23 protein-coding genes are annotated in these 19,435 nt (G+C 61.2%); 12 read left to right on the top strand and 11 right to left on the bottom strand.

Going from position 1 to position 19,435, the window contains the following annotated elements; all coding sequences use genetic code 11:
- Positions 1-67: 67 nt before the first annotated feature.
- Positions 68-466 carry a GFA family protein gene (locus tag ACO6VD_RS10065; RefSeq protein ID WP_422418715.1) on the bottom strand — a complete coding sequence of 133 codons (399 nt, stop codon included), beginning with the start codon at positions 464-466 and terminating at the stop codon, positions 68-70.
- A gap of 99 nt (positions 467-565) precedes the next feature.
- Here ACO6VD_RS10065 and ACO6VD_RS10060 point away from each other — a divergent pair, with 99 nt between their 5' ends.
- Entirely contained in the window at positions 566-1,366 is an 801-nt protein-coding gene (locus ACO6VD_RS10060; RefSeq protein WP_422418714.1) for an alpha/beta fold hydrolase, read from the top strand.
- Between the two features lie 6 nt (positions 1,367-1,372).
- Here ACO6VD_RS10060 and ACO6VD_RS10055 read toward each other — a convergent pair whose 3' ends face one another.
- Both ACO6VD_RS10055 and ACO6VD_RS10050 read right to left on the bottom strand, forming a co-directional pair.
- Complete coding sequence (locus ACO6VD_RS10055) at positions 1,373-2,608, bottom strand: NADH:flavin oxidoreductase/NADH oxidase family protein (RefSeq protein WP_422418713.1); 1,236 nt, start codon at positions 2,606-2,608, stop codon at positions 1,373-1,375.
- Between the two features lie 187 nt (positions 2,609-2,795).
- A complete protein-coding gene (locus ACO6VD_RS10050) occupies positions 2,796-3,626 on the bottom strand; it encodes an alpha/beta fold hydrolase (RefSeq protein ID WP_422418712.1) in 831 nt (276 codons plus the stop codon).
- Between the two features lie 135 nt (positions 3,627-3,761).
- On the opposite strand from ACO6VD_RS10050, the gene ACO6VD_RS10045 reads away from it, so the two are divergent.
- Positions 3,762-4,175: a MerR family transcriptional regulator gene (locus ACO6VD_RS10045; protein ID WP_422418711.1), complete on the top strand. Its 414-nt coding sequence runs from the start codon at positions 3,762-3,764 to the stop codon at positions 4,173-4,175.
- A gap of 51 nt (positions 4,176-4,226) precedes the next feature.
- On the opposite strand, the gene ACO6VD_RS10040 is transcribed toward ACO6VD_RS10045, so the two are convergent.
- The 3 genes from ACO6VD_RS10040 to ACO6VD_RS10030 form a co-directional block, all read right to left on the bottom strand.
- On the bottom strand, positions 4,227-5,273 hold the full coding sequence (locus ACO6VD_RS10040; RefSeq protein WP_422418710.1) for a class I SAM-dependent methyltransferase: 1,047 nt from the start codon (positions 5,271-5,273) through the stop codon (positions 4,227-4,229).
- A 95-nt stretch (positions 5,274-5,368) separates the two neighbouring features.
- On the bottom strand, positions 5,369-5,965 hold the full coding sequence (locus tag ACO6VD_RS10035; RefSeq protein ID WP_422418708.1) for a DUF4157 domain-containing protein: 597 nt from the start codon (positions 5,963-5,965) through the stop codon (positions 5,369-5,371).
- Positions 5,952-6,506, bottom strand: a complete 555-nt coding sequence (locus ACO6VD_RS10030; protein WP_422418706.1) for a TetR/AcrR family transcriptional regulator — start codon at positions 6,504-6,506, stop codon at positions 5,952-5,954. The genes ACO6VD_RS10035 and ACO6VD_RS10030 overlap by 14 nt, the downstream gene beginning before the upstream one ends.
- A gap of 91 nt (positions 6,507-6,597) precedes the next feature.
- Here ACO6VD_RS10030 and ACO6VD_RS10025 point away from each other — a divergent pair, with 91 nt between their 5' ends.
- From ACO6VD_RS10025 to ACO6VD_RS10010, 4 genes are all read left to right on the top strand, one after another.
- On the top strand, positions 6,598-7,329 hold the full coding sequence (locus ACO6VD_RS10025) for an SDR family oxidoreductase (RefSeq protein ID WP_422418704.1): 732 nt from the start codon (positions 6,598-6,600) through the stop codon (positions 7,327-7,329).
- A 29-nt stretch (positions 7,330-7,358) separates the two neighbouring features.
- A complete protein-coding gene (locus ACO6VD_RS10020; RefSeq protein ID WP_422418702.1) occupies positions 7,359-7,949 on the top strand; it encodes a 2-hydroxychromene-2-carboxylate isomerase in 591 nt (196 codons plus the stop codon).
- A gap of 99 nt (positions 7,950-8,048) precedes the next feature.
- On the top strand, positions 8,049-8,678 hold the full coding sequence (locus tag ACO6VD_RS10015; RefSeq protein ID WP_422418700.1) for a LysE family translocator: 630 nt from the start codon (positions 8,049-8,051) through the stop codon (positions 8,676-8,678).
- A 16-nt stretch (positions 8,679-8,694) separates the two neighbouring features.
- The gene (locus ACO6VD_RS10010) at positions 8,695-9,573 is read left to right on the top strand and encodes an alpha/beta fold hydrolase (protein ID WP_422418699.1); all 879 of its coding nucleotides are present in this window, start codon (positions 8,695-8,697) and stop codon (positions 9,571-9,573) included.
- 6 nt (positions 9,574-9,579) lie between these two features.
- Here ACO6VD_RS10010 and ACO6VD_RS10005 read toward each other — a convergent pair whose 3' ends face one another.
- Complete coding sequence (locus ACO6VD_RS10005) at positions 9,580-10,488, bottom strand: LysR family transcriptional regulator (protein ID WP_400173987.1); 909 nt, start codon at positions 10,486-10,488, stop codon at positions 9,580-9,582.
- A gap of 96 nt (positions 10,489-10,584) precedes the next feature.
- On the opposite strand from ACO6VD_RS10005, the gene ACO6VD_RS10000 reads away from it, so the two are divergent.
- The 4 genes from ACO6VD_RS10000 to ACO6VD_RS09985 all read left to right on the top strand — a co-directional run bounded on the left by ACO6VD_RS10000 (position 10,585) and on the right by ACO6VD_RS09985 (position 13,964).
- Positions 10,585-11,475, top strand: a complete 891-nt coding sequence (locus ACO6VD_RS10000) for a pirin family protein (RefSeq protein WP_422418698.1) — start codon at positions 10,585-10,587, stop codon at positions 11,473-11,475.
- Between the two features lie 86 nt (positions 11,476-11,561).
- Positions 11,562-12,248 (top strand): hydrolase, encoded by a 687-nt coding sequence (locus tag ACO6VD_RS09995; RefSeq protein WP_422418697.1) that lies wholly within the window; start codon positions 11,562-11,564, stop codon positions 12,246-12,248.
- Between the two features lie 54 nt (positions 12,249-12,302).
- Positions 12,303-12,929 carry an isochorismate family cysteine hydrolase YcaC gene (gene ycaC, locus ACO6VD_RS09990; RefSeq protein WP_400173976.1) on the top strand — a complete coding sequence of 209 codons (627 nt, stop codon included), beginning with the start codon at positions 12,303-12,305 and terminating at the stop codon, positions 12,927-12,929.
- A 117-nt stretch (positions 12,930-13,046) separates the two neighbouring features.
- Positions 13,047-13,964, top strand: a complete 918-nt coding sequence (locus ACO6VD_RS09985) for a DNA-3-methyladenine glycosylase family protein (protein WP_422418696.1) — start codon at positions 13,047-13,049, stop codon at positions 13,962-13,964.
- 1 nt (position 13,965) lies between these two features.
- Here the strand turns inward: ACO6VD_RS09985 and ACO6VD_RS09980 are convergent, their stop codons facing one another.
- The 3 genes from ACO6VD_RS09980 to ACO6VD_RS09970 all read right to left on the bottom strand — a co-directional run bounded on the left by ACO6VD_RS09980 (position 13,966) and on the right by ACO6VD_RS09970 (position 15,074).
- Complete coding sequence (locus tag ACO6VD_RS09980) at positions 13,966-14,193, bottom strand: DUF6555 family protein (protein ID WP_422418695.1); 228 nt, start codon at positions 14,191-14,193, stop codon at positions 13,966-13,968.
- A gap of 97 nt (positions 14,194-14,290) precedes the next feature.
- Positions 14,291-14,851, bottom strand: coding sequence for an ATP-dependent Clp protease proteolytic subunit (locus tag ACO6VD_RS09975; protein ID WP_422418694.1), 561 nt, complete (start codon positions 14,849-14,851; stop codon positions 14,291-14,293).
- A gap of 49 nt (positions 14,852-14,900) precedes the next feature.
- Complete coding sequence (locus tag ACO6VD_RS09970) at positions 14,901-15,074, bottom strand: KGG domain-containing protein (RefSeq protein WP_422418693.1); 174 nt, start codon at positions 15,072-15,074, stop codon at positions 14,901-14,903.
- 303 nt (positions 15,075-15,377) lie between these two features.
- On the opposite strand from ACO6VD_RS09970, the gene ACO6VD_RS09965 reads away from it, so the two are divergent.
- Positions 15,378-15,650, top strand: coding sequence for a DUF1652 domain-containing protein (locus ACO6VD_RS09965; protein ID WP_422418692.1), 273 nt, complete (start codon positions 15,378-15,380; stop codon positions 15,648-15,650).
- Positions 15,651-15,711: 61 nt separating this feature from the next.
- Here ACO6VD_RS09965 and ACO6VD_RS09960 read toward each other — a convergent pair whose 3' ends face one another.
- Complete coding sequence (locus ACO6VD_RS09960) at positions 15,712-16,410, bottom strand: pirin family protein (protein ID WP_422418690.1); 699 nt, start codon at positions 16,408-16,410, stop codon at positions 15,712-15,714.
- A gap of 272 nt (positions 16,411-16,682) precedes the next feature.
- Between ACO6VD_RS09960 and ACO6VD_RS09955 the strand changes: the two genes are divergently transcribed.
- Positions 16,683-19,106, top strand: a complete 2,424-nt coding sequence (locus tag ACO6VD_RS09955) for a UvrD-helicase domain-containing protein (protein ID WP_422418830.1) — start codon at positions 16,683-16,685, stop codon at positions 19,104-19,106.
- Positions 19,107-19,435 lie beyond the last annotated feature (329 nt).

The following is a 19,435-nucleotide window of genomic DNA, read 5'->3' as shown; positions in this document are numbered from 1 at the left end:
ATCTGCTTGTGGCCTGGGGTTCGTACAAGAGATTTTTCCTATCAGGCTGCAAGAGCGCGACTATGAACTAATCCTCGTCTTCAAAGCGTCCGCTGGCGTTACGATCGCGCAGATAGCGTCGGCCAAGCGGAAACACCGGCAACCAGGATTCGCGCCGCACGATCCAGCTTTCGTAGGTGGGTATCAGTTGATCGGGGGCATCCAGGGCGCCCAGGTGCACTTCGATTTCGTCAGCGCTGCGGGCATAGACTGAGGAGCCGCAGCATGGGCAGAAAAAGCGCCCGGCGTAGTCGCGTGTCTCGCCCGTAATCGTCACTGCGTCCTGAGGATATATCGCCGACGCGTTGAACAGCGCGCCATGATGCTTGCGGCAGTCCAGACAGTGACACAGGCCGACCCGGTAAGGGCGTCCGCGCGCCTCGATTTTTACCTTGCCGCAAAGGCAGCCACCGGTGAGTGTGTCCATGCCAGGTCTCCTTTGCAGTACCGACTGTCAATGGATTGAGCTTACAACTGATACTCTGGGATTTTTGTCAGCGAGCTGAACGGTCAGTTGAGGTCTTGCATGTCATTGTCTATCAATACCGAAACACTCTGGATCGACACACCGCAGGGGCGTTTGTTCTGTTGTCGCTGGTTCCCGCAGTTTCTGCCGGAAAAACCGCAACAGCCACCGATCATCCTCTTCCACGACTCGCTGGGCTGTATTGCCCTGTGGCGCGATTTCCCGCAGCGCTTGAGCCACGCTACCGGACGTGAAGTGATTGCCTATGACCGGCTCGGTTTCGGTCAGTCCGATGTATATCCAGGGCTATTGCCGCGGCAGTTTATCCGCGACGAAGCCGAGCGCTTCTTTGTACACCTGAAAGCCGCGTTACAGATCGACCGCTTTGTCGCCCTGGGGCATAGCGTAGGCGGCGCCATGGCGGCCGCTTGCGCCTCGGTGTATCCGCAGCAGTGCACGGCGCTGGTGACCATCGCGGCCCAGGCATTTGTTGAAGACCGCACGCTGCAGGGTATTCGCACGGCCGAGGCACAGTTCGCGCAGCCCGAGCACATGGCGCGCCTGGAAAAGTATCATGGCGATAAAGCCCCCTGGGTCCTCAGGGCGTGGACCGGAACCTGGCTTGCCGAAGCGTTCGGCGACTGGACCATCGAGAGCGCAATCGATGCAATTCACTGCCCGGCGCTGGTCCTGCATGGCGAGCATGATGAATACGGTTCGGTGCTGCATCCTGAGCATATCGCCACGCTGTCGAACGGGTCCAGCGAGTGCCTGATTCTGCCGGGCTGCCATCATGTTCCTCATCGTGAAGCGCCTGACGCGGTGCTGAGCGCTGTCAGTCGATTTCTAGGTTGCAGATGATCCGCTTCAGCCTCCGACTCGCTCTTCTATCCAGCGACGGTACTGACGTGCGCGTAGTGTGTTGCCCAGTTGTTGCTCAAGCAGCGCCCGGAGCGGCGACACCTGTGGTTTGGGGGCTTTGCCCAGGCTGAGCTTGCGCAACTGGAACTTGACCACGGCCATGTTCGCCAGCGACGCCAGCGCTTTGTTCTTCCAGGTGATCGGCGCTAGCTGCGGCGCAGTGCCCTGGCCCGACTGCCAGTCGCGGGGCAGGTTGGGGTCGATGGCCAGGGCGGTACCGATGCCGACCATAGCCACGCCGTTTTGCACGACCTGTTCGGCCACTGGCAGGCGACGGATGCCGCCGGTGACCATCAGCGGCATGCTGGCCACGTTCTGTAGGTCACGGGCGAACTCCAGGAAGTAGGCTTCCCGGGCCAGGGTACGTCCGTCGCGAGCATCACCCTGCATGGCCGGCGCTTCGTAGCTGCCGCCGGACAACTCGACGAGGTCGACGCCCAGGGGATTGAGTAACTTCACCACGTTGCGGGCATCCTCGGCACTGAAGCCGCCGCGCTGAAAATCTGCGGAGTTGAGCTTTACCGCCACGGCAAATTGCGGCGCCACCACAGCGCGAACCGCCTTGACGATCTCCAGCAGCAAGCGTGCGCGGTTCTCCAGCGAGCCGCCCCAGGCGTCGCTGCGTTTGTTGCTCAATGGCGACAGGAACTGGCTGAGCAGGTAGCCATGCGCGGCATGGATCTCCACCCCGGTAAAACCGGCCTGTTCCGCCAGTTGGGCGGTACGGGCAAAGCGCTGGATCACTTCGTGGATGACCTCTACGGTCATCGCCTGCGGTGGCTTGAAGTGCTTGGACATCGTGCCCAGGTCCAAGGCCACTGCCGAGGGCGCCCAGGTCTGCTGGCCGAGATTGGCCGGCATCTGCCGTCCGGGATGGTTGATCTGCAGCCAGAACTGCGCACCGTGGGCGCGACCGACGCTGGCCCAGCGCTGGAACTTGGCCAGTTGTTTGTCGTCCTCTAGTACCACACCTCCTGGGCCGGTCATCGCGTGTCTGTCGACCATCACGTTGCCGCTGATCAACAGGCCGGCACCACCCTCGGCCCAGGCCTGGTACAGGCGCATCAGATTCCCGGAAGGGGCCTGGTCGGCGTCGGCCATATTTTCTTCCATCGCTGCCTTGGCCAGGCGGTTGGGAATTATGCTGCCGTTGGGCAGTGTCAGGGGGGCGAACACGTTCATGGGGGGTACCTCGATTGATCGTGTTCAACACCATAACGTTAAAGTTAAGTTTAATGTCAACAGGCTATTTTCAGTCTCTTCGTTAGATGCTGGGGGCTATGACCTTGCCGAGCTTATCCATTTCATGTGGCGATGCCACAGCAAATGGATAAGCTCGCAGCCTCAACATCCCATCCCATCCCACATATCAACTGCGTATGAAGGCCAACAGGTCAGCGTTGATGGTCTCGGCGTGGGTGGTGGGCATGCCGTGGGGGAAGCCCTTGTAGGTTTTCAGGGTGCTATTGCTCAGCAGCTTGGCGGACAGCAGCCCCGAGTTTTCGTAAGGCACGATCTGGTCGTCATCACCGTGCATCACCAATACGGGCAGGCTGAGGCGTTTGAGATCCTCAGTGAAGTCAGTCTGCGAGAAGGCGACGATGCCGTCATAGTGAGCTTTGGCGCAGCCCATCATGCCCTGGCGCCACCAGTTCCAGATCACCCCTTGCGACGGTTCTGCCCCTGGACGGTTGTAACCGTAGAACGGGCCCGCGGGAATGTCGTAGTAGAACTGCGCACGATTGGCGGCAAGTTGCGCCTGCAGGTCGTCGAACACCGACTTGGGCAGGCCGCCGGGGTTGCTGGCGGTCTGCACCATCAGCGGCGGCACCGCACCGAGGATCGCCGCCTTGCTGGCGCGGTCCTGGCCGTGACGGGCGAGGTAGTGCACGACTTCGCCGCCACCGGTGGAGTGGCCGACATGCACCGCGCCACGCACCTTCAGGTGATCGACTACCGCGGCCACATCGTCGGCGTAATGGTCCATGTCATGGCCATCCCAGACCTGACTTGAGCGCCCGTGGCCGCGGCGGTCGTGAGCGATGACCCGATAGCCCTGACTCAGGAAGAACAGCATTTGCGCATCCCAGTCGTCGCCGCTGAGCGGCCAGCCGTGGTGGAAGAAAATCACCTGGGCGTCGCGCGGGCCCCAGTCTTTGTAAAAGATTTCAACGCCATCTTTGGTCGTAACGAATGCCATGCTCGTTGCTCCTCTGTGGTGGGGTTTTTGCGTAACGTGCTGCTTGGGGTCGGCCGCAGCCCGCACAAGCTTTGCCGCGATCCGACGCCGGGGTTAAAGTGAGGTTCAAGGTCCATGCCGTACTGAAGGCGAGCTATGAGAATAGGAGAACTGGCGAAACGCAGCGGACTGAGTGCCTCGCGAATTCGCTTCTACGAGGCCAGTGGTCTGATTACATCGGTGGCGCGCACGGCCAACGGCTATCGCGACTACACGGCGCAGGCGCTGTGGACCCTGCAGCTCATCGCCAGCGCGCAGGGCGCGGGCTTCACGCTTGACGAGATCCGCCAGCTGCTGCCGACCAGTGCTGAGGGCTGGCAACACGACGAATTGCTTGCCGGGCTCAAGCGCAAGGTCGCCGAGATTGAAGTGCTGCAACAACAGTTGGAACAGAACCGCGCGCAACTGCTGGTGGCCATCGACAGTATTGAAAACCGCCCCGAGGATCGCGCCTGCAGCGATAACGCCAGGCTGCTGATGGAGCGTTTGCTGCAACAGCAGCCGACCTGAACCGGCGCGCCAGGCCGGAGTACGTCGACTCCGGGGCTGGCTGCCTGGCAATCACTTACGCGCTTCGATAATCAGGTTGAACGGTGTCTCTGTGGCTCTTCTGAAGTGTCTGAAGCCGGCTTCCTCGAACACTGCGCGTAAACGCGCTTCGCCTGCCTGCGCACCCAGGCCCAGACCGACTTCCTGGGACAACGAGTTGGGCGTGCAAATAAAAGTCGAGGCAGCGTAGAACAAACGGCCTACCGGCGTACTGTTCTCTTCCAGGCTGTCGTTGGCAAAAGGCTCGACCAGCAATACTGTGCCGTCATCCTTGAGTGCCTTGTAGGCATGACGAGCGGCGCCGACCGGATCGCCCATGTCGTGCAGGCAGTCGAAATAGCAGATCAAGTCGAAGTCGTGGCCGGGAAAGTCCTTGGCGCTGGCCTGGATGAACTGCGCGCGTTCGGCCACGCCGCCTTCGGCAGCTCGCTGACTGGACACCGTGATCGACGGGCTGTGGTAATCGAAACCGTAGAACTGCGAGGCTGGAAAAGCCTGGGCGAGGATCACTGTCGAAGCACCGTGACCGCAGCCGACATCGGCGACCTTGGCACCGGCCTGCAGTTTGTCGATCACCCCGGTCAGTGTTGGCAGCCACTCGGACACCAGATGGGCGCGATAGCCTGGCCGGAAGAAGCGTTCGGTGCCGCTGAACATGCATGGATGATGATCGCCCCACGGCAAGCCACCGTCACCGCGCATGGCCGCGACCAGTTTGTCCTTGTCATGGTAGAGCGCGGCAATCACGGAGGCGCCGCCTGCGGCATACACCGGTGAGTCCTCGATGGCCAGGGCCATGGCCTGTTCCTCCGGCAGGCAGAAACGACCGTCCTGGTGCTCCATATAGCCCGAGGCGGCCTGGGCGCTGAGCCATTCGCGCAGCAGCCGGGCATTGCAGCCGGTCTTTTGTGCGAGTTCGTCGGGGGTGATGAATTGACTGTCGGCCATGGCCCGGTACAAGCCCAGCTCATCGCCGAGAATCAAGTTGGCCAGCAGCGCGGCAGCGCCCATGTCGTTGACCAGTTTGCCCATGAAATCGTTTAGCTTGGCTTCGTCCATTGCGTGTTCTCCTGCAAGAAGTCCAACGTCAACGGGGCCGCCACTGTGGGCGACGACCTCGGGCCATTTGTCGTGAGGCAACTATTAAGTGTAGTTCAGCGTGCCTGGCCGGAAGCCCGCTCGCGCAGGGCCTTGCTGACTTTCGTCTGGATTTCGTAGGCGGGTTCTTCAACCGCATTGAAGTCGCGCGAGTAGCGCCGGGCGAACTCGGCCACCCCCCATTGCTGGTACTGCTGCACATGGTGCAACTCATGGGCCCAGAGCGCGACGTTGTCCTGGGCATCGGCTTCGTTGCGAAAGACGATGATGTCGATCAGGGTCACGGCATTCACATCGGGGTTCTGCAACACCGCGTTGGCGCTGTCCAGGGCCTGCTGGTCACCGACTTTGTAACGCACAGCGTCGAGCACCTGGAAGTCGTAATACGGCTCAAGCTGGGCGCGGATATGCAGCGGGATAGGCAGTACGGTGCCTGCGGCAGCGGTATCGCGCGCCTGTTGCAGGGCCAGGGCCAACGAATTGCTGGCCATGCGTCCAAGGTCGTCGAGCATGATACCGGCCTGGCCCGGGTCGACCGGCGAACAGATGCAACTGCCGAGGCAGATTTCATATTGGCCCACCGGGCAGGCGGCGATGGCGGGGAGCGGGGCGAGCAGGGCAATTCCGAGCAGCAGCGTTTCAACGACTTTCATGCAGGGCCCCGGCGAGAAACTCACGGGAGGCGTTGAGCACTTCCTGCTGACTTGATTCATTGGCCAGCATGCGCGCGATCAGCAGCGCGCCCACGCACTGGCTGAGCAGGGCCCAGGCCAGGTCGGGATCTTCGAGGGTCTCGGCCCAGGCGCGCTGCAGGGTGCGCAACCAGTGTTCGGCTTCTTCACGCACCGGCAGCGGCGCCTGGGCAATCTCGGCGCCCAGGGCCGGGATGGCACAGCCACCTTCGCGATTGTGGACGTGCGCCAGGCTCAGGTAGTGCTCCAGGCAACGTTCAAGGCGTTGGCGGTTCATCGGTTGCTGGGCCATGGGGCTCAGCGACAACTCGCGGCGCACCACCTCGGTGAACAGATCGTCCTTGGACGGGAAATGGTTGTAGAAAGCCCCACCGGTCAGGCCAATGGCTTTCATCAAACCGGCAACGCCGGTGGCATTGAAGCCCCCGCGTTTGGCCAGGGCGCCGCTGCTTTCCAGCAGTTTCTGCCGGGTTTGTTCCTTGTGGGTGGTGGAGTAGCGCACGCCAACCTTCTCCGAATCACTGACTTGACGAAGCCTGGATCATAGCATAGCGTTCGTTTACTAAATGATCGTTTACCAATGGAGGCGATGGATGACCCAGGGCAAGAAAGTGGTGTTGGTAGTGGGGGCCGGCGATGCCACCGGCGGTGCGATTGCCAAGCGTTTTGCCCGCGAGGGTTATATCGCCTGCGTTACCCGGCGCAGCGCCGACAAGCTGCAGCCGCTTGTGGACGAGATACGTGCCTCGGGTGGCGAGGCCTATGGCTTTGCCTCCGATGCGCGCAAAGAAGAGGAGGTGGCGGCGCTGGTCGAACAGATCGAAAGCAGCCACGGGCCCATCGAGGCCTTCGTCTTCAACATCGGCGCCAACGTCCCCTGCAGCATCCTCGACGAAACCGCGCGCAAGTATTTCAAAATTTGGGAAATGGCCTGTTTCGCAGGTTTTCTCACCGGCCAGGCGGTGGCGCGGCGCATGGTAACCCGTGAGCGCGGAACCATCCTGTTCACCGGGGCTACGGCCGGCCTGCGCGGCGCGGCGGGTTTTGCCGCGTTCGCCGGGGCCAAGCATGGCATCCGCGCCCTGGCCCAGAGCATGGCCCGCGAGCTTGGGCCGCGTAATATTCATGTCGCTCACGTGGTGGTGGACGGTGCCATCGACACCGCGTTTATCCGTGACAGCTTCCCGGAACGCTATGCGCTCAAGGATCGCGACGGCATCCTCGATCCTGTGCACATTGCCGACAGCTACTGGTTTTTGCACGCACAGCCGCGTGACGCCTGGACCTTCGAGCTTGATCTGCGGCCGTGGATGGAACGCTGGTAAGCCTCTCATAACAACAAGGACATCAAGCAATGAGCAAGACCGTCGAATTCTTCTTTGACCTAGGCAGCCCGGCCAGTTACCTGGCCTGGACCCAACTGCCAGAACTGTGCGAGCGCCACGATGCGCAACTGGTGTACCGACCGATGCTGCTTGGCGGGGTATTCCAGGCAACCGGTAACGCGTCGCCGGCGATGGTGCCGGCCAAGGCCCGCTATGTGTTTGCCGACTTTCAGCGCTACGCCAAACGCTATGACGTGACGTTGGCATTCCCGCCGGGCTTCCCGATCAACACCCTGGGCCTGATGCGCGGTACCGTTGCGGTACAACTGTTTCAACCCGAACGCTTCGAGGCCTACCTCAATGCCGTGTTCCCGGCCATGTGGGTGCACAAACGCAACCTTGGCGACCCGCAGGTACTGGCAGCGGTGCTGCAAGAGGCCGGATTCGATCCGCAGCAGTATCAGGCCTGGAGCGCAGACCCACAGGTAAAGGCCGTCCTCAAGGAGGCCACCGAAGAAGCCGTGCACCGTGGAGTCTTCGGCGCGCCGACCTGTTTTGTCGGCGAGCAGATGTTCTTTGGCCAGGATCGCCTGGAGTTTGTCGTCGAGGCACTGGGTTAAGCAGGACAGTCAGGTGTAGCGGTAATATTTCCTACAACTGTATGGTCGAGGTGGATCAGGACTCCGTTAGTGTCATTGCAGCCCACAAGAAAAACCTGGATGCCTGCCATGCTCAGCTCAATCGACCTGATAACCGCCTTCGTGCTGTTCGCCTTCGTGTCTTCGATCACCCCGGGGCCCAACAACACCATGTTGCTGGCCTCCGGGGTGAACTTCGGTGTGCGCCGTTCGATTCCCCATGCCTTGGGTATCAGTGTGGGTTTCATGGTCATGGTGCTGGCGGTGGGCTTTGGTCTGGGCGAGGTGTTCAAGGCCTACCCGCCGATCTACACGGTATTGCGCTATGTGGGGGCGGCCTATTTGCTGTACCTGGCGTGGAAGATCGCCACCTCCGGCCCGTTGTCGGTCAGCAATTCTGAAAGCCGCAAGCCTCTGGGCTTCTGGGGCGCGGCGGCGTTTCAATGGGTCAACCCCAAGGCCTGGGTAATGGCAGTAGGTGCAATCACGACCTACACGCCTGCCCAGGGTTATGTCACCAACGTGATCGTCATCGCCACGGTGTTCGCCCTGGTCAACCTGCCCAGCGTGTGTGTCTGGGTGATGTTCGGCAGTGCTTTGCGCACGGTGTTGCAGAATCCGCGCTGGTTAATGCTGTTCAATGTCCTGATGGCGGCGTTGCTGGTGATATCCCTTTACCCGCTGCTGTTTGTAGAATCGAGCTTTTCCTGAATGAGAAAGCTGGCACATGCAGTTGATTCCCTGGTCCCACGACACAAGTGCCGGCTTTACCTTGCGCGGCTGGCGGTCACCCGCCAGCGGCAAACCGTTGCTGCATTTTCTCCACGGTAACGGCTTTTGCAGCCTGGTCTACCAACCAATGCTGGCGCGCCTGGCGGAACATTTCGACCTCTGGCTGTGTGATGTCCAGGGCCATGGTGATAGCGATCATGGTGGTCCGTTCCAGGGCTGGAACCGCACGGCAGAACTGGCCATCGAGGCGTTCGAGGCGGGCCGTGGGGAGTACGCTGACGTACCGCGATTTGCCGTTGGCCACAGTTTTGGCGGGGTACTCAGCGCGTTGATGCTGGCGCAACAGCCGCAGTTGTTTCAGCGTGCGGTGTTGCTCGATCCGGTGCTGTTCAGTCGCTCGATGATGGGCATGATGGGGGCCGCCGCTCTGGTTGGCCTGCACCGCCACCATGCCCTGGCCCGCAAGGCTGCCACCCGCCGCAGCCATTGGCCGGATCGTGGTGCCGCGCGTGCTTCGCTGGAGGGCAGGGGGATCTTCAAGGGCTGGAGCGAGACCGCCCTGCAGTCGTACATCGAGCATGCCATCGGTGAGTGTGGCGAAGGCGTGGTGCTCAAGTGCCGGCCCAGCCGCGAGGTGGAGATTTTCAGTTCCTTCCCGCGGCGTATGTGGGCTTCGTTGACCAAAGTGCAAACACCGACACTGGTGCTCTATGGCGAACACACCTATCCCTTCGTGCCGCAGTCAGTGCAGCGCTGGGCCCAAGGCAACCGCCAGGTCAGCGCAACTCAGGTGGCGGGTGGTCACTGCTTCATGCAGGAAGATCCGGTGGCGTGCAGTGAGCGGGTGGAGGCTTTCATGCTGCAACAGGTTTGATGCCAATCAGGTTATATCACTGACCTCGAACTCTTTTGCCAGAAAGTCGAGCAAGCTGCGCACGCCCGGCAACAACCCGCGGCGCGAAGCGAACACCGCATGCACCACTCCGCATTCCGGCGCCCAGTCGGGGGTGACCCTGACCAGTTGGCCGTTATCCAGCTGGTCGCGTACCACCACCAGCGGCACATGCACCACACCAACACCGGCGACCGCTGCCTGGCGTAATACCAGCAGGTCGTCGGTGACCAGGCGTGGCTGGTAGCGCAGGCTGGCGCGCGCCGCATCCGGCCCCACCAGTTCCCAGTGGTAGTCGCGTTGCGGCTTGCCCCAGTGCAAGCTCGGCAGGGTATTGAGGTCTGCCGGCACCGGGCGCGTTGGCAGGCGTTCGAGCAGCTCAGGCGAAGCCACCAGGAGCTGGGTGCTGTGGGCCAGGGTCTTCATTACCAGGTCGCTGCTTTCCAGCGGTGGCACCCGCACCCGCAGGGCGATGTCGATGCCTTCCTGAATCAGGTCGACCTGGCGGTTGGTGCTTTCAATGTGCAGCTGCACCAGCGGGCACTGCACCATAAAGCGGGTCAGCATTTCGCCCACCCAGAAATCCAGCAGCGCTGTCGGGCAACTCAGGCGCACGATGCCCTGGGGTTCTGCGCGGTTGCGCTCGATCAGCTCGGCAGCGCTCTCGGCTTCGACCAGCATGGCCACGCAGTGACGGTAATAGGCCTGGCCGATTTCAGTTACGGAAAAGTGCCGGGTCGAGCGCTGGATCAGGCGCACGCCAAGACGTTCTTCCAGCCCGGCAATGCGTCGGCTGAGTTTGGATTTGGGCATGTCCAGGGCGCGGCCAGCGGGGGCAAAGCCGCCGTGATCGACCACCTGGGCAAAGTAGTACAGGTCGTTGAGGTCTTCCACCAGTGTTCTCCATATGGAACGCTGAGGGCAGTTTAACTGATCTACCGCCGATGTCGTTGCGCTCGTATGGTTATAGCCATCCACGAGAGGAGACATCTCATGAAAAAGATCCAAGGCGTCTACAGCAGCCCCAACCCGCACTGGGTCGGCGATGGCTTCCCGGTACGCAGCCTGTTCACCTACGACAACCTGGCCCAGCACATCAGCCCGTTCCTGCTGCTGGACTATGCCGGTCCCCACGATTTCAGCCCGACTACAGCCCGTCGCGGCGTCGGCCAGCATCCGCATCGCGGTTTTGAAACCGTGACCATCGTCTACCAGGGCGAACTGGAGCACCGCGACTCCACCGGAGCGGGTGGTCTGATCGGCCCGGGCGACGTGCAATGGATGACTGCAGCCGGCGGCATCCTGCATGAGGAATTCCATTCCCCGGCGTTTGCCGCCAAGGGTGGCACCCTGGAGATGGTCCAGCTGTGGGTCAACCTGCCGGCCAAGGACAAATCGGCACCGGCCGGTTACCAGACGCTGCTCAGTACGGATATCCCGGTGGTGCCTCTGGGGGCCGGGAGCGGCAGCCTGCGGGTGATTGCCGGTGAGTACCGCGGCCATAAAGGCCCCGCCCAAACCTTCTCGCCCATGGACGTCTGGGACCTGCAGCTCAAGCCTGGCGCCCCGGTTCGCCTGCCTAGCGCAGCAGGGCGCAGTACCGCGCTGGTGGTCCTGCGCGGCAAGCTGCTGGTCAATGGCGAGCGTGCGGTCGGTGCGGCGCAGCTGGTGCTGTTCGACCGTGCCGGTGACGAGTTGTTGCTCGAAGCGCAGACCGACGTGTCGGTGCTGCTGCTCAGCGGTGAGCCGCTGGACGAGCCGATCGTAGGTTACGGCCCGTTCGTGATGAACAGCGACGCCGAAATTGCCGAAGCCTTCGACGACTTCCGGGCGGGCCGTTTTGGCCAGATGAAAGGGTCGGGCGGTTCTCGCCACGACAACTAGTATCAATAACCCGAAGGTCGCCCGGCGGGTGACCTTCGACCTGGCTGCGAGCACAACTTGCAGCCTGACCTCAAGGAGAATGTGTCATGAGTACATTTGCCAACGTTGCCAACCTCAATGGCCAAGTCCCGCGTATCGATCCCAATGATGTCGCGATGCTGCTGATCGACCACCAGAGCGGTCTGTTCCAAACGGTCAAGGACATGCCCATGACCGAGTTGCGGGCTAATGCCGTGACCCTCGCAAAGATCGCCAGCCTGGCCAAGATTCCGGTCATTACCACCGCCTCTGTGCCTCAGGGCCCCAATGGCCCACTGATTCCGGAAATTCACGAAGCCGCGCCACATGCCAAGTACGTCGCTCGCAAAGGTGAAATCAACGCCTGGGACAATGAGGAGTTCGTCAAGGCAGTAGAAGCTACTGGCAAAAAACAGCTGATCATCGCCGGCACCATTACCAGCGTGTGCATGGCCTTCCCGAGCATCAGTGCGGTCAATGCCGGCTACCAGGTCTTTGCCGTGATCGACGCCAGCGGCACCTATTCGAAGATGGCCCAGGAAGTCACCCTGGCACGAGTGGTTCAGGCCGGAGTGGTGCCGATGGACACCGCAGCCGTGTGCGGGGAAGTCCAACGCACCTGGAACCGTCCGGACGCCCAGCAGTGGGCCGAGGCCTACAGCGCCGTGTTCCCGCACTACCAACTGCTGATCGAGAGCTACCTCAAGGCGCAACAGGTCGTCAACGAAAACGAACAACTGGATTCCGCACGCTGATCCCTCATGTCCGGTGCCACAGGGCACCGGCCTACCCACGCAAGGAGTAACACCATGAGCAAGCCCTACGTTCGTCTGGACAAGAACAACGCTGCTGTCCTGCTGGTGGATCACCAGACCGGTCTGCTGTCGCTGGTGCGTGACATCGATCCGGACAAGTTCAAGAACAACGTCCTGGCCGTTGGCGACCTGGCCAAGTACTTCAAGCTGCCAACCATCCTCACCACCAGCTTTGAAACCGGCCCCAACGGCCCGCTGGTGCCAGAGCTCAAGGCGCAGTTCCCGGACGCGCCATACATCGCCCGTCCTGGCCAGATCAATGCCTGGGACAACGAAGACTTCGTAAAAGCGGTCAAGGCCACTGGCAAGAAGCAACTGATCATCGCCGGCGTGGTGACTGAAGTGTGCGTGGCGTTCCCGGCATTGTCGGCGCTGGAAGAAGGCTTTGAAGTGTTCGTGGTGACCGACGCCTCGGGTACTTTCAACGCCCTGACCCGTGACTCGGCCTGGGACCGCATGTCGCAAGCCGGCGCGCAGCTGATGACCTGGTTCGGCCTGGCCTGTGAGCTGCACCGCGACTGGCGCAACGACATCGAAGGTCTGGGAACCCTGTTCTCCAACCACATCCCGGACTACCGTAACCTGATCACCAGCTACAACACCCTCACCAACGGCAAGTAAGCGCGTTTGTTGATCGACGGCCGGGTGCTTGTGCAGCCCGGCCGTTTTCGTTTCTCTGTTTCTCGATCGCTGCAGTAGCACTGGCATCGTATCGCGCAATCAGGCGATGATCAGGCCATGACTCATGTTTCTGCCCTGCACGGCTACCGGCGCAGCGTGCGCCCCGACCGCCTGTTGACCTTCTGGCTGAGCTATCAGCCACCTTTGCACTGGCCATCGTTGCTGGGGTTTCTGGCTGCACGGTGCATTGCCGGCATCGAAACAGTGCAGGGCGGGGTGTATACGCGCAGTGTCGTCGTGGGTGGTTATCACGGCGTTGTTCGGGTGCGGGCGATGCGTGGCCACCGCTTGATGCTGACCGTTACCGGTGTGCCGTCAACGGCGCTCCCCGGCTTGATCGCTCGGGTACGTCGGGTGTTCGACCTGAATGCGCAGCCCGGTCGGATCGAGGCGCAACTGGGCCGTGATCCGTTGATGGCCAGGCTGATCGCCGCTCGGCCGGGGTTACGCGTTCCTCAGGGGTGGGACGCTTTCGAGCAGGCCATGCGCACGGTGCTGGGTCAGCAGATCAGCGTCGCCGGGGCGATGACCCTGGCAGCACGCATGGTGCTTCGTTATGGCCAGCCGCTTGCGTCGCAGGTGGCCGAGGGGACGGGGTTGACCCATGTGTTCCCGACGCCTGGCGCCCTGGTCGAGGAGGACTTGAGCGGCCTCGGCATGCCGCGTTCACGTGCTGCGACGCTGTCGACCATGGCGCGCTCGCTGTTGGATGAACCGCATTTGTTGCGTCCCGGTGCTGACCTGGACAGCTGGGTGGCTCGCCTGTGCCTGTTGCGCGGCATTGGCCCCTGGAGCGCGCACTACCTGGCGTTGCGACAATTGGGTGCCGCCGATGCCTTGCCGTTGGGGGACGTAGCCCTGATCAAAGCGTTGCGCGTGCTGGAGGGGCCGGAAGTGAAACTGGCAGACAGAGCGTTAGCCTGGCGCCCATGGCGCGCCTATGCTGCCCAGCACCTATGGGCATCACTGAGCTGAATCAGCTGGACTGGCGCCATCTCACTTCGGTGATGCCATAGCGTTCCGCCAGAGGCTTGCTGACTTTTTTCACCTTCTCGCGCCCGTAGCGGCCAATACGGCCAACGCCAGCGTCGCAGCTTGCCCAGTGCCAGGCTTCGGTGTTGTCCATCATTTCGGCGCGGATGATGAACGACTTGTGCTCACCGTGCAGCAGGTAATCGATGATGAAAAGTTTTGCGTTGTTCATAGGGCTAAAAGATCCTTTCAGTGCATGACCGAGAACATCCCTTCAATGTTCTTAGTGAGTCTTGCAAGGCTGGAAAAATTCCATCGGATTTCAACCGTCAATGCGCGCCGCTTACCGTCAGGTGGCGAGCGTCTTGTGCGAACACCACCTGTTCCAGCCGGTGGGCAATGCCGCAGGCCAGCGATTCGTAGGCCGGGATGACTTTTTCTTCGGCCGACAGGCATTGGAAAATGTCCAGTTTGCGCTCGGCGTGAGCGGTTTCCAGTTCGAAGATACGCACATAGCGCTCCAGGTCATTGTTCAGGCTCGACAGGTACTCGCGCAGGCGCGAATGGTCGACTGCACTCTGGCTGAAGTGCCAGGTCATGGGATGGATCAGAAAACGTGAATGGGGCGCGGCGATGCGCTCGGCGGCGGCCAGGAACATGATGATGCCCATGGACTCGATGTTGCCGGCATTGACCGCACACAGAGGCACCGGCAAGGACTTGAGAAAGCTGTAGATCGAGAAGCCGAAGTTGGTGCTGCCACCGGTAGTCGACAAGAACAGCAATAGCGAGGTAGCGCCTTCATCGACGGCTTGCAGGCAGCGGTCACGAAAGCGTTCTGTGGTGTCCTGGTCGATCTGGCAATGGAAATGAATGACGTGCTGAGTCATTGCAGGGCCTCAGGGCCGACGCACCCAGGGTGCGCCGGTCGTTCGTCCATCAGCTACGGCCGCCACCGCTTGGTTTGCGGGCCTGGTCTTTATCCATGTCAGGTTTACGCGGCTGACTGCCCGCTTGGCCACCAGAAGCCTGACCGCCTTTCTTGGCGGCGTCGGAGGCTTTCTGTCTGTCGGTGGTGGAATTTCCAGGATTCGAAGTGTCTTTGTTAGCCATGATTCTCTTCCTCTTTTCAATGTTTGCAAGGCATTTGCCCTACACAGAGTGGGAGGCAGGGGTGGCGGGCAAAGTTTGAAAAATTTTGCCGGTGAGGGACGAGCGGTCGAGCCTCGCCGTTCATCTGCACCGGGTCATGCTGCCTTGAACTTTGCCGCTGGCAAGGGGCTCATCTATATGACCGTCCATGCTGATTGGTGCGCTGCATGGAGGAAACGCCGACGCATCAGTAATTTCAATTGGCCGCGAAGGCTCGTTCAGGAGTAACTGGAGAGTGGGGCCTTCTGACAGGAGGATCGCAACATGCTACTGATTGGCGTTTCCGACCTAGAGTTATGCCAGCTCATCGAGCAGGCGTTTTTACCTGACCGCTGTGTGGTGTCCTGCACCGACAGTCAACACCTGACCATTCAGTTGGGGCAAGGTGACAGCCTGGACGATTGCCTCACGGTTACCGGCATTCGTGTGCACAGCCTGACCAGCTGTCACGAACTGGCTGCGCTGGTTGCGCAGGTGCGCGAAGAAAAAAGTCTGGCGCAAAGCCACATTCCGTTTCAGCCCCGGGCTTCTGCCTGAGCCGTGCCGGGGGGAGGGCGTTTTGGAACCCTCCCCAACGCGGCTGGGTGCCAAGTTGGTGTCAGGCGACGTCGACCAAGACGATCTCGCTGTCTTGCAGCGCTGTCACCCGCAGTACCTGCTCATCCTCGATTGCTATGCCGTCGCGCGCTTCGGCGCGCAAGCCGTTGACTTCGACCAACCCCTTGGCCGGTACCAGATAACCGCGTCGACCGGCTTCAAAGCGGTACTCGGCGGTTTCTCCCGCTTGCAAGGCGGCCGCGACCAGACGCGCATCGGCGCGAATGCGCAGACTGTCCTCATCACCCGCACGGCCACTGGCCAGAGTCACGAAGCCTTCACCGCGCTCGCCTTTCGGGAACGGCCGGGTGCCCCAGGACGGTGCTTGTCCGACGCGCTCAGGGACGATCCAGATCTGGAAGATCCGGGTGTCGACCTTTTCCAGGTTGTACTCGCTATGGGTGATGCCGGTACCTGCACTCATCACCTGCACATCACCGGCCTCGGTACGGCCTTTGTTGCCGAGGTTGTCCTGGTGGCTGATGGCGCCTTCGCGGACATAAGTGATGATTTCCATGTCGCGGTGCGGATGCGGCGGGAAACCACTGCCGGCAGCAATCAGGTCGTCATTCCAGACACGCAGGTTGCCCCAGTGCATCCGTTGCGGGTCGTAGTACTCGGCAAAGGAAAAATGATGGTGGGCGTCGAGCCAGCCATGATTGGCATGGCCAAGGCTCTTGAAAGGGCGCAGTTGCAGCATGATGGGCTCTCCTGGTGAGTCGGTTGATGGAGCGATCATCGCTGAATCTATAATCGAAAATAAGCGTAAATTTCGGCTGATTTCAATCGAAATAGTGGATGTATCTAGCTAGGGTGATTTATGCGTTTCATCGTCTAATTCACTGATCTTCAAGCATTCAGCTGGTGATTTTTGTCTGATGGAGCGAACATGAGCGCAGGTTTTTTCTTGTTGGAGTCGGTGTGTCTGAAGAGCGTCCCAAGCTACCCCCGGAGTTGACTCCGCCTGCGCAAATGCCCTGGGTCCGGCGCCTGGTGGCGCGCATGCTCGGCCGTGGCTTGAGCCGCTTGCAGGCCCAGCACCGTGACTCCTGGTTTCAGGGCCACGCCAGTGGCCAGCGCACCGGGCATGCCGACGGTTTGCGTGAAGGCTACGAAGAAGGGCGGGTGGACGGCTATGAAGCAGGCCGTCAGGTCCTGGTGATTCGTGACACCCGCCCTGACGGCCACGGCGTGCCCGGCCAGGACGACCACCTGTTCGACGACTGGCGCCTGCCGCTGACCGCCGAGTTGAAGAAACGCTTCAAGGCTGACGTTGCCCAGCGCCTGCCGGCGCATGCGCAGCCAAGCGCGGCGCAGTGGAAGATGATCTTCAGCGATACGCCGTCCACCTGCGTCATCGCCGGTGCCGGCGCCGGTAAGTCGACCTCGCTGGTGCTGCGGATCCTGCTGTTGCGTCATTACCTGGGCTTTGAGCTGGACGCCATGACCGTGGTGACCTTCACCCGCGAGTCGCGCAAGGATTTCATTGCCCGTCTGGTGCAGGTCTTCAGCCTCTGGCAGCTTGCCTTGAATCCCGCCCAGGCCCGCGAATTGGTGCGTACCTTCCACTCGCGCATCCTGCCCTTGGTACGCAGCTTGCCGGGCTTCAGTCAGGTGCGCGCGTTCGAGACCCTGGGCAGCGAGATGCCAGGGGGCAGCGAGGCCAACGCTGAAAGCAATCCTTTTGACCTGCGCATCAACGACGCCCAGCGCCAGCAACTTAACCTGTGCTACCGCGACCTGCTCAAGAACAGCCCGCGTTTCGCCGAGCTGATCGCCGGCCTGCGCCGCGAGGCGCTGCAGCTCAAGGCGCTGGATCGCGATCACCCTGATGTGCAAAAGCGCGTAGCCGTGACCCAGCTATCGGCCAGCCGTGACGAAGAACTGTGCGACACCCTCGAGGACCTCTGGTTCGCTGCCGGTGCCTGGCCGATCAAGGGCATCGAGCCGAGTCGGGAGACGGTCGAGATCAACGGCAGGCGCTTCCACTTCCATGGCCATATCGCCGAGCTGGACGCCTGGGTTGTGCTGGGCTTCGACCCTGGTGAAAACCAGCAGTACAAGCGCCCCGGGGCCAAGCTGCCGGTCTGGGCGGAGTGGGTGATAAAGCGCACTCTGTTTCAAGCTTTCTGCGATAAGCCTGTGATTTGGTTGGAAAATTATGCTGCAGCCAAGCGCCTGACATCTTCTCTGGCTGGCGATGCGGTGGCCGGGCCGGGGTTTGATTACAAGGTCAAAGGTGAGCTGTCGGCGGTGCCGCTGCTCGATGCCTTTGTCGGTGCTGCAGGCTTTATCGAGAACCTCGGGCTTGAGGTCAACAAGGCCGTGGGCGCCATGAGTTTCCCGGCAGGTGACAGCGATGCGCAGTTCTTCGAAGCCCTGAGCCTGTACTGGAAAGCGCTGGAGGCGCACCTGCTTGGCCAGTCGCCGCCGATCATGAGCTACAACCGCATGTTCGCCTTGTTCGGCGAGAACAATCCGGAGAACCTGCGCCTGCTGCCTGATCCGTTGCTGCGCCCGCTGGCACACCTGATGATTGACGAGTTCCAGGATGTCTCGCCGCAGATTGTCTCCTGGCTACGGGCGTGCCTGCGCGAGATCCGCCGACGCGGCCCGGCCCTGAACGTCGGACGGGTAGCCCAGCATTCGTCGCTGTTGTGTGTGGGCGATGACTGGCAGTCGATCTACGGCTGGCGGGGCAGTTCGCCCAAGTACTTCATGGAATTCAACAAGGAGTTTGTGGCGCCGAGCACTACCCGGGTGATGCTCGCCGACAACTACCGCAGTCATCAGCACATCATCGATGCGGCCGAACATATCGTGAAGTCGGCACCGGCCATCAGTGGCAAGAAGGCCAAGGCCTGCGGGCCGGCGGCCGAGGAGCCGATACCGGTCAAAGTGCTGGAGCGGGATGAAGCGGCGTTGGCAGAAACGCTGATGGAACACTACCGGCGTGGTGAGTCGGTGATGATGTTGTTTCGAAAAAGTAGCGATAAGCTATTGATTTCAGAGCATATAAAGCCACTCGTTAATCATGAGGCGGGGCTGCCGGCCGGTCAGCGGCGGTTCCGTCAACTGACCTACCACAGTGCCAAAGGACTGCAGGCAGACGCGGTATTCATGCTGGGTGATTGTCAGCACCTGACCAGTTCGCCGTACAAGAACCAGGTGTACCGTCAGGCGGGTCTGGGGCGTGCGGGCGATCCGCTGGCGTTTGATAACGCCCAGAAGAATGAGGTGCTGCGTCTGGCTTATGTGGCCATTACGCGTGCGGCCAAGCATTGCTATTGGTATGTGGAGAAGCCGAACGCAGAGGCAGCCAACCTGCCCAGGGCGTCCAGTCAGGTAGATGGACGCAAGGCGTTTTTCGAAGATGGGCGTGAAGCTGCGGGCTGACTGTAGGATTCACCGGAGCGCCGGACCGCCGCGATGGGGCGCAGCGCGGCCCTAAAAATCGGGACTGCTACGCAGTCCATCGCGGCGGTCCGGCGTCCCGGTGAATCCGCTTGTGTCTTGAGGTAGGAATAGAATCTGAGGTGAGAGCGGTGAATGGCAAGTTGCTAATCCGGGGTGCCTAGAGCACGTGTAGGAGCACAAGCTGCCATTCACCGTTCCACTTTGGCGAGAGCCCGAACAGTTGGATGAGGGCCAAATCTCGAATCACAAGCGTGGGCCAAGCCAAAGTTCTCTCACTCGTTGAGTCTAAGAGGTTTTGGCCATGTCTT

Origin of the sequence: Pseudomonas sp. GZD-222 (genome assembly GCF_049310525.1) — a bacterium.
In the GTDB taxonomy this organism is placed as follows: Bacteria; Pseudomonadota; Gammaproteobacteria; order Pseudomonadales; family Pseudomonadaceae; genus Aquipseudomonas.
The sequence above is the reverse complement of the archived record's forward strand: the minus strand, read 5'-3'. Positions and strand labels throughout refer to the sequence as shown.